A 12,947-nucleotide genomic window follows, 5' to 3' on the forward strand; every position below is an offset into this window, starting at 1 on the left:
CGATATGGTAAGTGTACGCACATAAAAAGTGCACTCTGTCGGACCGTTTAAGGATTTTAATTATGAGCCACACTCTCACCCACTCTGGACTCAGCGTTGATAAGCAACTAGCTGAATTTGTTAAAATACAACTATTACCTGGTACCCATCTAGACGAACACCAGTTTTGGAAAAGCTTTGCTCATATAGTGCAAACACTTACTCCGCTGAACAAGTCGCTACTTGCTAAACGTGAACAATTACAAAAGCAGATTGATGACTACCATGTTGCTAATAAAAACGGTGATCAAGCCCAGTACCAAGTGTTTTTAAAAGACATTGGTTATTTAGTTGATGAACCTGAAAACTTTAATATTGAAACTCAGAATGTAGAGCCAGAAATAGCATTGACTGCAGGGCCACAGTTAGTGGTACCGGTTAGTAATGCCCGTTTTGCTTTAAATGCTGCTAATGCACGTTGGGGTTCACTTTACGATGCACTATACGGCACAGACGTACTCAGTGAAGAAGATGGTGCAGAGAAAGGGACTCAATACAACCCAGTGCGCGGCTTTAAAGTAATGGCTTACGCCAGACAGTTTTTAGATAAAGCGCTACCGCTTGAAAATGGCTCGCACATCGAAAGCACTAACTATTCAATTGTGGATGGCGCACTTGCTATTACATTACGCGACAGCTCACACACTACACTTAAAAACCCTGAACAACTCGTTGGCTATCAAGGTGAGGCACAAAATCCAAGTGTTATTTTACTTAAAAACAATGGATTACATGTTGAGCTGCAAATAGATCATCACCACCCTATTGGCCAAGCTGATAAAGCAGGGCTAAAAGATGTGGTACTTGAAGCGGCGCTGACCACCATTATGGACTGTGAAGACTCAGTTGCCGCAGTTGATGCCGAAGATAAAGTGCAAGTGTACAAAAACTGGTTGGGCCTAATGCAGAGCAACTTGGTTGAAACGTTTAGAAAAGGCGACAAAATGGTCGACCGTACGTTACAAGCCGATCGCCAATATACAGGCCTTGATGGCCAAAAACTGACCCTAAAAGGGCGCAGTATGATGTTTGTGCGTAACGTTGGGCATTTAATGACAAACCCTGCTATTACCGATGTAAGTGGTAATGATGTGTTTGAAGGCATCATGGATGCCATGTTCACCGCAACAGCCGCACTGCACGATTTAAACACTAAAAATGCCATTCAAAACTCAACCGCGCAAAGTATTAATATTGTAAAGCCAAAAATGCATGGCCCTGATGAAGTAGCATTTGCTAACACTTTATTTGGCATGGTTGAAGAGGCGCTGAGCTTGCCTAAAAACACCCTGAAAATGGGTATTATGGACGAGGAGCGTCGTACATCTGCTAACTTAAAAGCCTGTATTCATGCTGCTAAAGAGCGTGTTGTATTTATTAACACCGGCTTTTTAGACCGCACCGGTGATGAAATACACACCTCTATGCAAGCGGGTGTGGTACTGCCTAAAGCGGCTATTAAAGCACAGCCTTGGATCAGCGCTTATGAAGATCGTAACGTTGATATTGGCCTAGCTTGTGGCTTAAGCCATAAAGCGCAAATTGGTAAAGGTATGTGGGCAATGCCCGATAAAATGGCGATGATGATGGAGCAAAAAATAGCGCATCCTCAATCAGGTGCTAATACGGCTTGGGTGCCCTCCCCTACCGCCGCCACATTACACGCAATGCATTACCATGATGTGGATGTATTTAGCCTGCAGCAAAGCATTGCCACGCGCCAAATAGCAAGCCTAGAAAGCTTATTAACACCCCCGCTAATGGCAAACCCAGAAACGCTGTCAAAAGAAGATATTCAAAGTGAGCTTGAAAATAACGCGCAAGGTATTTTAGGTTACGTTGTACGTTGGATTGACCAAGGAATAGGCTGTTCTAAAGTGCCTGACATTAACCATATTGGCTTAATGGAAGATAGAGCGACCTTACGTATTTCAAGCCAGCATATCGCCAACTGGCTGCATCATGGCGTGTGCAGTAAAGAGCAAGTACAAAAAGTGATGGCAAAAATGGCTAAGGTTGTTGATGGCCAAAATGAACATGACAGCCTTTACACCCCCATGGCTACTAATGAGCAAACATTAGCTAACAGCATTGCCTACCAAGCGGCTTCGGCACTAGTATTTGAAGGTGTTAGCCAACCTAGCGGTTACACTGAGCCACTACTGCATAGCTACCGCTTAAAATATAAAGCACAGCACCATAACCAAGCTGAATAGCTGACATTTATTTAACACTAAAAAGCGCGTTTTGCCTACACAAAACGCGCTTTTTGTTTTATTAAGCGGCAAAATAGCTAAAATTCGCCTAGTTAAAACTACGAATTAGTTTTTAATGGTCGCGTTGTGATAAACATTTTGTACGTCATCGCAATCTTCAAGCATATTGATAAATTTATCAAAGTTGGCAATCACTTCTTCATCTGTAATTTCAACATGTACTTGTGGAACGAAGGTAATTTCATCAACTTCAAAGTTAATGCCTTCAAATGCTTCTTCTAATGCCGTTTTAGCTTTAAAGTACTCAGTATGCGGTGCAAACACCGACACCTTGCCATCTTCGGCTTCTACATCAGTCACATCAACGTCAGCCATCATCAGCGCTTCTAACACGACTTCATCGTCGTCGCCTGCAAACCCTAAAACAGCTAGGTGATCAAACATATGAGCAACACAACCAGGTGTGCCTATTTTCGAATCTGTTTTAGTAAACGGTAAGCGCACATCTTTAATTGTACGATTAGGGTTGTCAGTTAAACAATCAACAATCACCATACAATTACCTGGGCCGTAGCCTTCGTACCGTGCAGTTGAGTAATCTTCCCCTGCCCCACCGGCTGCTTTTTCTATTGCTTTTTCGATTACGTGCGCGGGAACTTGGTCTTTTTTGGCTTTTTCAATTAAGCGGCGCAATGTTTGATTTACATCGGGGTCGGGTTCACCACTTTTGGCTGCAACGTAAATTTCTTTACCGTACTTCGAATTTACTTTAGTTTTCGCGTTGGCTGTTTTAGCCATCGAACTTTTGCGGACTTCAAATGCTCTGCCCATCTTGTGCCTCTATTGAATACGTTCTGTTTTTGATATTTTACCAATTCAAAGCGTATTGGGCTAGTGGTTCAACATGCTATGCTGTGCAAAAGCAGTTGAGTATTAATTTAAATAATACCCGTTATGCTATTAGCGAAATCAAATAAAGCGCAATTTAACATAATTAGGGTCTGTTAACCTTTGCGGATTGCTATTTGTTCAAACTAGGGGCTATTTAATCGCGGCGCAAGGTTTGTAACCTAATGGACTAAGTCAAAACCGAGCAAAGCTTCCGCGTCCTGCTCACGCCCCTTACCTACATCCATGTAGGCAACAAAGAGTAAATCGCCCCTAGGCAGAACCCGAAGGGCAGCGCCTGTTTGGCATTGCTGCTGCGTTATCGCCTATTTATGGGGAGTAACCACACCACATAGGCTCTGCCTTGCCTAAATACCAAACAGACCGCTGCAAATTCAACCTTTAAAGGTCAACAGACCCCAATCTTTTCAGCGTAACTTTCAACTAACGACACTAATTCATCAAACCCATGAATAACAAAGTCGGCTTGCTCAGCATACGCGGGGGTTAAATCGGGGGCATATAAACAGGCTCGCATTTTTGCATTATGGGCCGCTTGTATGTCATATAAATAATCACCAACGTAAATAACATTATCAACTGGCATTGCCCATTGGCTTGCAATCGTTAGTAAGGCACTTGGATCGGGTTTAGCAGGAGCGTCGGTTCGGGTGAGTACCGTTTCGATTGGCAACGGATTATGCTGAAGTTTCAATGAAGCCGCTTTATCAAAATTACGCGTCACAATAGCCATGGGGATATTCTTTGCTTGCAGAGCATTGACAGCTTCAACAACACCAGGTAAAAAACTCGCGTTTTGTGCGTCAAGTAGCTCATGCTGATGCACTATATTCATTGCTTCTTCACGCATGTAGGGCGAGGGTAATTGTTCTATATACTCGAGTAGGTCTTGATCTGCTGGGCAACCTACTTGGGCTTTAATTAATGAAAAGTTTAATTCTGATGATACTAAGGTTCCGTCTAAATCAAAAATAACACCTTTGATTGCCTCAATTTGCGTTTTCATTTCATTCCTTGTGCTAACTAGTTTGCGGATTTGCTTTACATTAAAAATGTATATCAATTGACAATTACAAAAAACTTAATCCATTACGCTCTCAGTATAGCTCATTTGATACACATTAGTTCGGTTTGTATGATTCTGTTATGTTGGTTTTACGATGAAGTAAGTTAACGCGATCAGCTAACCTAACAGTATAAAAATGCGCACCTAAGAAAAGGTGCGCAGTGGGTTAGTTAGTTTCAAATCGTGCTTCAAGCCATGTATCGTCTTGACTAAAGTTTAACGTTTTTACTTTTCCTCGCCCCTCAACATTTACCATATTGACTTGCGCAGGCCATAAATCGCGCAGTGCGCCATTACTCATTCTAATGCCTTCAATCTCATCGGGGATCGTCGCTTCTTGGTATACCCAAAAGAACTTACCATCCACTTGTGCACCTACATAATTAAGCGTAAGTGGTTCACCCTCTAAGGTTTGCAAAGCAACATGAGACTCAACATATTTAGCAAAGCGTTTTTGGTCACGCTTGTTATCAATAATATCCACCTTGCCTTTAAATAAACTGCCAACAGCATGCTCTGTGTCATGTAAGTAAAAACGATGCATCAATTCAATATTGTGCGTGCGCTGATTAAATAACATCGTTGTAACAGATGATTTTAATTGATGCGCCATACTCGGCGCAGCAATTAAAAAGCAAACAATAATAAGCAAAAAGCGCATTATTATTGATCCTCGTCGTTATTTTTTTCGTCTTTTGGCTCGTCTTTTTTCAGCTCAGTTTTAATATCTTGCATGATATCGCGGCTTACTTTTGCCTTACTCTTTTCACGTTTGTACACTTCAATACGTGAAGGAATAATACGACGAGGGTAGTGATTATTTTCTACATTCACATCCGCCGTTTCCCAGCCTGGATCGACCGTTACTGATGTCAGCGGTTTGTTTTTGTCGGTAATAATCAGCTTTTGTACATTTTTGTGGTTACGACGCCAAATTTCTGCGGGAATGTAACGCTCTTCTTTAGTGCCATCTTCATAAGTTAGCTCTAAAAGAATCGGCATCACTAGGCCGCCTAAATTTGAAAACTCCATAACATAGTAGTTTTTGTCTTCTTCTAGTGCGCGATCGAGTGTTTTACGCTCCCACGGTTTTAAACCTTTTAAAAATTTGTTGTACGAATTACGTTCTTTATTGGTAACCGTAAAGCGATCGTTTTCGTCATAAAAATCGGTTACATCTGGGTTTTTCTCAACCCAGGTTTTTTTACCTTCAGCGCGATTACGCTCAACAAATAATGAACTTGGCTTATTCGCTTCAATATCACGTAAACGCTTAAAGTCGATATCAGGGTTTTTGGTGTCTAACCGTAATTGATATACTTTATCAAGCGAGATATCAACATGGTCTGTAGTGTAAAACCAACCACGCCAGAACCAATCTAAATCAACACCTGACGCTTCTTCCATAGTACGGAAAAAATCAGCCGGAGTAGGGCGCTTATATTTCCAGCGCTGAGCATACTCTTTAAACGCAAAATCAAATAATTCACGACCAAGAATAACTTCACGTAAAATATTTAATGCAGCAGCTGGTTTAGTATAGGCATTAGGCCCTAAACGAAGCACACTGTCTGATTGCGTCATAATAGGCACTTGAGTTTCAGACTTCATGTACGCCACAATATCACGTGGCTCAACACCCCATGGAATGGTCGGATCCCATTCACGTCCAGCAACACCATCTAAAAAGCTATTTAAACCTTCATCCATCCAGGTCCACTGACGCTCATCTGAGTTTACAATCATAGGGAAATAAATATGCCCCACTTCGTGGATAACAACCCCGATTAAAAAGCGCTTTTCTGCTTGAGAATAAGTACGTGTGCCATCGTCTTGTAAATCTGTACGTGGACCATTAAAGGTGATCATTGGGTATTCCATACCCCCTACTGGGCCATTAACTGACTGTGCAGTTGGGTATGGGTAATCAAATGAATATTTTGAATACACTTCCATGGTATGCACCACAGATTCCGTTGAATATTTCTTCCATAAATCGCCACCTTCTTTAGGGAAAAACGACATCGCCATAACCAATGGTTGCTCATTCCCCCCTTGTTGGTAACCTTTAGCATCCCACATAAATTTACGTGACGACGCCCATGCAAAATCACGAACATTTTCAGCTTTAAAGTGCCACGTTTTTGTTTTGTCTGTACCGGCTTTTTCGTTTTCGAGCGCTTCTTCTTCAGTAACTACAAATACAGGACGTTTTGCTGTTTCAGCTTTTTTTAAACGCTTGCGCTGAGTACTAGTTAAAACAGAGCTTGGGTTATCAAGCTTACCGGTTGCCGATACAATATGATCTGCAGGAACCGTAATTTCAACGTCGTAATCGCCAAATTCTAAGGTGAATTCACCACTGCCTAAAAATGGCTTGTTGGTCCATGCTTCGTAATCAGTATACGCAGCTAAACGAGGGAACCACTGTGCCACTAAGAAAATATCGTTACCGTCTTCTTCAAAGTGCTCATAACCTGCACGTGCACCTACCGCATCTTCTTCAACGAGGTTAAACGCGAAGTCCATACTAAACTCAACATCTTTACCGGGCTTTAGTGGCGTGTTTAAATCTATACGCATTAGAGTATCAACAACCGTTACACGCAGCGCTTTACCATCTTCATCTTTAACATTGCTAATGGTGTAACCTAGCTCATTGTCGTTCATAAACTGCTGACGACGTAAATCACCTAAACTTAATTTAGCAGGCTTAGCATCAGGCTCGTTTTGTAGGGTACTTTTAAAAGTTTGCGTGGTTTCTGCTATCGAGTCATTTTTAAAAATGTTTTGGTCAAGTTGAAGCCATAAATATTTGAGCGTATGCGGTGAGTTATTTTTATATTCAATTGTTTGACTCCCCGTTAAACGACGCTTTTGCTCATCAAGCTTTACATCAATATCGTAATCAACCCGTTGTTGCCAGTAATTTTCTGCAGGTGCACCTGCGGCACTGCGGTAAACATTAGGGGTAGGCAAAGCTTCGTCTAGTTGACGAAACTTATCAACATAACTGCCTTTAGTCTGTTCAACAGATGAGGCCATCACAGAGCTCGCCATTGCCAAAGGCAATACAAATGCACTCAATGTAAATAAATTTTTCTTCATTGTTAATCCTGATCGATTTTAGTGACGCTACTGTGACAAATTTACAGCTAAGCTTCAATAAAATAGCGATAAAACCCTACTTTTATAGGGTGATATTCCACACCTTTATGTAAATATAAAAAACACGGTTTTACACAACAACATTTAACTAAATTGTTTAGCAATTTACATAAAAAACTAAGCTGTAAAGGGGGTTTACAAAATAGGCTGAGTATCACTAAAAGTAGAGATAAAATGAAAAAACACAGCTATTTTCATTAAAAATACTAAAAAACGCAGTTTTAGGTTGATCTTTACTATGGTTTGTAATTAGAATCGCCCACTTTTTTAATTTGAGGGTACTTTTTTAGTGTTTCTCTCAAATATTTTTTGTTCTAACTAGTCGTATTAAGTGTGGTGAGTTTATGGATTTTTATGTCCTAAAAAAGCAGCAAAAACTAATTGCAATACCAGCAGACGTGCAAAATTGTAAGCAGTATATTAACTCAGGCTACCTGTATATTGATAAAGTGGCTGCTTGTAATGAAACAAACGCACTAGCAGTATTACAGGCAAAAAAAGCAAAAGCATTAAAGTGGCCTTTAACAATTGCGCTTGCTGCTTTGCCGGTTATTTTTATTGCTTGGTATACTTTAACCTAAAGCGATACTTGCATCTTTAATTGCCTTGGGTATATTGGCGCTCTTATGGTTTTTTAAGAGCGCAAAATGAAAGTTCTTCACACTTCAGACTGGCACTTAGGTCAGCAATTTTATGAACATGATCGCCGTCATGAACATCATGCTTTTTTCTCTTGGTTATTAACCACCCTCGTTAGCCAACAAATCGATTTATTGCTTGTTGCGGGCGATATTTATCATACTGCCACCCCCAGTGCTAGCGCCGAAAACCAACTCTATCAATTTATAAAAAATGCCAAAGCACAGTGCCCACAATTACATGTGGTCATAATTGCCGGCAATCATGACTCTGCTAATCGTATTTTGGCTGCTCAGCCCTTATTAGCCCAGTTTGATACCCATGTTGTAGGCCGGTTTGATCCCGCCAATCCAAATGACGTGGTAATAACAATTAATAATAACGACAAACACGCTGTAGTAATCGCTATGCCGTTTTTACGAACCAGCGATATAAGTACGCTTAGCCAGAGCGAGGATGGCCCAAGTTACGCACAAGGCGTTGCTAAAGCTTACCAACTAGCATTTGAACATGCATTAACACTTACCAATGAAAGTACACCTTTAATTGTTATGGGTCACTTACATGCCAAAGGTGGAAATATTTCTGGTGATTCTGAGCGTAACTTAGTCATTGGCGGTGAAGAGGCCATTTCAGCGTCAGTATTTGGTAAGCATGCCAATTACGTAGCGCTAGGGCATTTACACAAAGCACAGTTAGTGGCTAAAAATGAGTACATTCGCTACAGCGGTACACCTATTCCAATGTCGTTTTCAGAAAGGAAATATACCCATCAAGTCAACGTGGTTGAGTTTAACGTACAAAAAGACCAACCGCTAAGCACCACTGTAAACCCCCTTTACATTCCTAGGCTCGCTGAAGTAATTGTATTACCCGAGGGGGAGTGCGTCCCTTTAGCCAAGCTATGCGAGCAAATAAAAGCACTCGATACACAACAATACGAAATAGCGCCATATTTACGAGTAAAGCTAAAATCCAGTGATATTGACACCACTTTTCGTGAACAAATTGAACAAGCACTAAAAGGCAAGCAGGTTAACTTTTGTGGTATAGAACGGGTACGCGATCAGCAAGTGAATAATTCTTCAGAAACGGTATTTGAGGATTTAAGCTTTGTGGAAATGCTCAACCCAATTAATTTGCTCGAACAAGCCTTTAATAACGACAAAGATATGGCTGGCGAAACTGTTCCCAGTGAATTAAAAGCACTATTAACCAACGTTATTGATGAACTTGAACAGGAGCAGCTACTATGAAAATAACCGCCGTGCGTATTCATAACTTAGCCTCCATTGCTGATGCCGAAATCGACTTTTTAGCATCCCCACTCAAAGACGCAGGTTTATTTGCCATTACAGGTGACACCGGCGCGGGAAAAAGTACCGTACTTGATGCCATTTGTTTAGCGCTTTATACGAAAACTGCTCGTTTGAAAGGCGACAAAGGTAACCTAATTGATTTTAACGGCGACAACATAAAGCTTAACGATGCCCGCAATTTATTGCGCCGTGGGAAATGGGAAGGCTATGCGGAAGTGGACTTTAGCGGGCAAAATCAGCAACTTTATAGAGCACGCTACAGTATTCAACGCACGCATAAAAAAGTAACCGGCAAACTAAAAGTAGCCGAGCATACTTTGCATAGCTTACCTGATGAAACCTTAATTGCCGAAAAAAGCAACACCATCAAAGCCATTGAAAATAAAATAGGCCTCACTTTTGAGCAATTCTCCCGTGCAGTGCTACTAGCACAACATGAGTTTGCCGCCTTTTTAAAAGCCACCGGCGATGAGCGCGCACAACTTTTAGAGTGCCTTACTGGCACCGATAAATTTAGTCGAATTGGCCAACGTATATTTGAGCGTAATAAAGCAGTTAAAGATAAATTTGAATTACTAACAGCCAGCTTAGCCAGTTATGCGTTATTGTCTGATGAAGAGCTAAGTGAGAAAAAACAAACTCTTGATGAACTTAAAAAACAAACTGAACACATAAAAACAACGTTGGCCAGCACAGAGCAGGGTGTTAATTGGTATAAACAAGCACACAGTTTAGAGCAAGCATTAATAGCGGCTCAACAAAACGAGCAACAAGCAAGTGATGCACTAAATGCGGTTAAAGCACAAAGTGAGCAAGCAAAACAAGCACAAAGTGCGCTTGAAATTAAAGACAATCGCCAGCGCTTTAAAAGCTTAACGGTGCAAAACAGCCAGTTAAATTCGCAAATAAAGGAATTAAACGCGCTGGATCATGCCGCGCTTATTAATGAACAAGCAAGTAAGGTTAAAAAACAACAAAGCGACTTAGCAACAGCAAAACAACAAAAACAAACGGCTGAGCCACTGATTACAAAGGCACGTGAGCTCGACAGTCAATTAGCTATTTTTACGCAAAGTATAACAAGCCTGACACAACAAAAAGCCAAAGAGCAGCAGCAATTAAGCGAATTACAACAGCAGTTACAACAAAATAAACTCAGCGTAGAACAGGCAACAACACAAAGTGCTCAGCATCAGCAATGGTTACAGGAAAACAATCAACTAAAGCCATTGGCCACTGATTGGAACTATTTTAATCACAGCTTTAAGCAGTTTTTTAATACTACAACGCAATTAAAAATACTCGAGCAACAAAAGCAAGCAACTACTTTGCAGCTAAGCACACTCGCTACCAAGCTTAATGAGCAAAATAAACAGCTTGAACATGCAGAGCAAGTGCTAAGCACTGAAAAACAAAACCTAAATAAACTCACCCAGCAGCAAGAGCAATTTAATATTGAGCAGTGCGATAATCAGCTTAAAAGCATTGATTATTTAAAAGATCAGCGAGCGCGTTATAAGCAATTTAATCAAGAACTAAAGCACACAGTGCAGCAACAAAGTACTACAGCAGAAAAGCTAACTCAGAGTGAACAAACTAACATCACACTGCGTGAGCAATTAAGCAGTAAAGAGCAAGCACTTAAACACGCCGAGCAATCGCTTAATCAAGCACGGCTGCGTGCGAGTGAACATGTTGAACATTTACGCGCACAACTACTGCCTAATGAGGCATGTGCGGTTTGTGGAGCCACTGAGCATCCGTTTGCAAACAATCAAAGCCAACCTTTTAATAACTTAATAACCGACTTTGAAAATACTTATACTGGCGCTAAGCAGCAGCACTTAGATGCACAAACTCAGCTACATCAACATCAAACGCAACATGCTGTTTTAGTCGCTGAGCATAAGCAGCAAAGCCAAGCGATTGCTGATGCCCAAGCCAAAATGTTGGACATTAAAAACACCATGCAAGCGGCTAAAACAGATCTTAATGACTTGAGCGTTGAGCAGCTTGATGACACCCATAAACAATTAAGCGAGCAAAAAGCGCAGTACTTTTCAGCACAAAAACAACAAAACCAGTTGCAAGAAACGGTTAACCAACTGCAAAACACGGCTAAAAAAGAACAGACTGCTCAGCAACAATTAAATACCCAGCATGTTGAACTGAACAATCAGCTCACCATGCTTAATAATAAGCACCAGGAATTGCTCAGCCAACGCGAAGCACTTATAAGTGAGCTGAATTCTCATTTTGAAAACAGTCAATTTTGGCAAACATTGCAAACCGGCGCGTTAACGCTAAGCGAGCTAGGTGAGCAAGTAGAGCAGTATCAACATCAGCAACTACAACTTGAGCAAACTCAAAAGCAATTAGACAGCGCTAATTTACAGCTGCAGCAACTAACTCCCCTTATTACTAAAGCTGAGCAGCAAATTAGCACGCTCAACGACGATTTAACTAAAGCACAGCAACAACACAACAATACTCAGCAACAGCGCTTAGCGTTAATCGATAACCAAACGATTAGCGCTGATGATTATCAGGTTCAGCTGAATAGGCAAGTAGAGCAGTGCCAGAGTGAATTAAATCAGAGTCAACAGGCACACGATAGCGCCGTAAAACAGCGCGATGAGCACGCTATTACGCTTAAAAACCTTGAGCAGCGCTTCGCCGATAACAGCCAAGAGCTAGCCACACTTGAAACACGCTATAGTGCTTGGTTTGAAGAATTTAGCGCGCTTTATGCTGATATTAGCCATCAGCAAATCGAGGTGCTACTGGCTATAAGTAATGACGATATTAAAGAGCAGCTAAAGCATAGCGAGCAGTTATCTCAAGCATTAGTTGATGCTCGTGCCGCGCTAAAACAACAGCAAAATACCAATGAGCAGCATCAGCAAAATAATAAGCCAGCAAACAGCGAAGCACAGTTAATTGAGCAACAAACTCAATTAACTGTGCAGCAAACACAATTACAAAATAACTTACTTACGATTAATACTGCCATCGAGCAGCACAACCAAAATGCTAAAGCTCTTGAGGGCAAGCAGGCTGAGCTAAGCAAACTTAAACAACAAGTAGAACAATGGCATTTACTTAATAAAGTGCTCGGTGATGCAACCGGCAAAACAATGCGTAATTTAGCGCAAACACAAACACTAAAAATATTGCTACATTATGCTAATAGCCATTTAAAAACGCTGAATAAGCGTTACGAACTCACAGCAATAGCTGATTCACTTGATATAGCGATTATTGACCGCGATATGGCCGATGAACAACGTTCTGTAAACACACTCTCTGGGGGAGAATCGTTTTTAGTATCGTTGGCACTTGCATTAGGGCTGGCCTCTTTATCTTCAAACAAAGTGCAAATTAACTCGTTATTTGTTGACGAAGGCTTTGGTACACTAGATAGTGAAACACTTAGTATTGCAATGGACGCGCTAGATTCACTGCAAGCGCAAGGTAGAAAGGTCGGTGTGATTTCACATGTAAGTGAAATGAGCGAACGCGTTGCAACGCAAATTCATGTCGCTAAAAAACCGGGTGGATACTCCACCATAAACGTAATTTAAGGAAATA

General features: G+C 41.1%; 8 protein-coding genes. 4 read left to right on the forward strand and 4 right to left on the reverse strand.

From position 1 onward, the window contains the following. Positions 1-62: 62 nt before the first annotated feature. Entirely contained in the window at positions 63-2,255 is a 2,193-nt protein-coding gene (locus tag FHG08_RS15915) for a malate synthase G (protein ID WP_178957033.1), read from the forward strand. Between the two features lie 105 nt (positions 2,256-2,360). On the opposite strand, the gene FHG08_RS15920 is transcribed toward FHG08_RS15915, so the two are convergent. The 4 genes from FHG08_RS15920 to FHG08_RS15935 all read right to left on the reverse strand — a co-directional run bounded on the left by FHG08_RS15920 (position 2,361) and on the right by FHG08_RS15935 (position 7,338). Continuing rightward, on the reverse strand, positions 2,361-3,086 hold the full coding sequence (locus FHG08_RS15920) for a YebC/PmpR family DNA-binding transcriptional regulator (RefSeq protein ID WP_010388706.1): 726 nt from the start codon (positions 3,084-3,086) through the stop codon (positions 2,361-2,363). Positions 3,087-3,552: 466 nt separating this feature from the next. After that, the gene (locus FHG08_RS15925) at positions 3,553-4,170 is read right to left on the reverse strand and encodes an HAD family hydrolase (RefSeq protein ID WP_138606455.1); all 618 of its coding nucleotides are present in this window, start codon (positions 4,168-4,170) and stop codon (positions 3,553-3,555) included. Between the two features lie 226 nt (positions 4,171-4,396). After that, positions 4,397-4,891, reverse strand: coding sequence for a DUF6702 family protein (locus tag FHG08_RS15930; RefSeq protein WP_138606453.1), 495 nt, complete (start codon positions 4,889-4,891; stop codon positions 4,397-4,399). Between the two features lie 2 nt (positions 4,892-4,893). Further along, on the reverse strand, positions 4,894-7,338 hold the full coding sequence (locus FHG08_RS15935; protein WP_178957034.1) for a M1 family metallopeptidase: 2,445 nt from the start codon (positions 7,336-7,338) through the stop codon (positions 4,894-4,896). 404 nt (positions 7,339-7,742) lie between these two features. On the opposite strand from FHG08_RS15935, the gene FHG08_RS15940 reads away from it, so the two are divergent. The 3 genes from FHG08_RS15940 (at position 7,743) to FHG08_RS15950 (ending at position 12,940) form a co-directional block, all read left to right on the forward strand. After that, complete coding sequence (locus tag FHG08_RS15940) at positions 7,743-7,979, forward strand: hypothetical protein (RefSeq protein WP_010388711.1); 237 nt, start codon at positions 7,743-7,745, stop codon at positions 7,977-7,979. Between the two features lie 66 nt (positions 7,980-8,045). Further along, positions 8,046-9,293 (forward strand): exonuclease SbcCD subunit D C-terminal domain-containing protein, encoded by a 1,248-nt coding sequence (locus tag FHG08_RS15945; RefSeq protein WP_178957035.1) that lies wholly within the window; start codon positions 8,046-8,048, stop codon positions 9,291-9,293. Further along, complete coding sequence (locus FHG08_RS15950; RefSeq protein WP_178957036.1) at positions 9,290-12,940, forward strand: SbcC/MukB-like Walker B domain-containing protein; 3,651 nt, start codon at positions 9,290-9,292, stop codon at positions 12,938-12,940. The genes FHG08_RS15945 and FHG08_RS15950 overlap by 4 nt, the downstream gene beginning before the upstream one ends. Positions 12,941-12,947 lie beyond the last annotated feature (7 nt).

The organism is Pseudoalteromonas sp. Scap03, from assembly GCF_013393115.1.
Classification (GTDB): Bacteria; Pseudomonadota; Gammaproteobacteria; order Enterobacterales; family Alteromonadaceae; genus Pseudoalteromonas.

What these genes read in the sequence shown, in the direction of transcription:
- FHG08_RS15915 (WP_178957033.1), top strand. Translation starts at nt 63, where the DNA reads ATGAGCCACACTCTCACCCACTCTGGACTCAGCGTTGATAAGCAACTA.
- FHG08_RS15920 (WP_010388706.1), bottom strand. Translation starts at nt 3,086, where the DNA reads ATGGGCAGAGCATTTGAAGTCCGCAAAAGTTCGATGGCTAAAACAGCC.
- FHG08_RS15925 (WP_138606455.1), bottom strand. Translation starts at nt 4,170, where the DNA reads ATGAAAACGCAAATTGAGGCAATCAAAGGTGTTATTTTTGATTTAGAC.
- FHG08_RS15930 (WP_138606453.1), bottom strand. Translation starts at nt 4,891, where the DNA reads ATGCGCTTTTTGCTTATTATTGTTTGCTTTTTAATTGCTGCGCCGAGT.
- FHG08_RS15935 (WP_178957034.1), bottom strand. Translation starts at nt 7,338, where the DNA reads ATGAAGAAAAATTTATTTACATTGAGTGCATTTGTATTGCCTTTGGCA.
- FHG08_RS15940 (WP_010388711.1), top strand. Translation starts at nt 7,743, where the DNA reads ATGGATTTTTATGTCCTAAAAAAGCAGCAAAAACTAATTGCAATACCA.
- FHG08_RS15945 (WP_178957035.1), top strand. Translation starts at nt 8,046, where the DNA reads ATGAAAGTTCTTCACACTTCAGACTGGCACTTAGGTCAGCAATTTTAT.
- FHG08_RS15950 (WP_178957036.1), top strand. Translation starts at nt 9,290, where the DNA reads ATGAAAATAACCGCCGTGCGTATTCATAACTTAGCCTCCATTGCTGAT.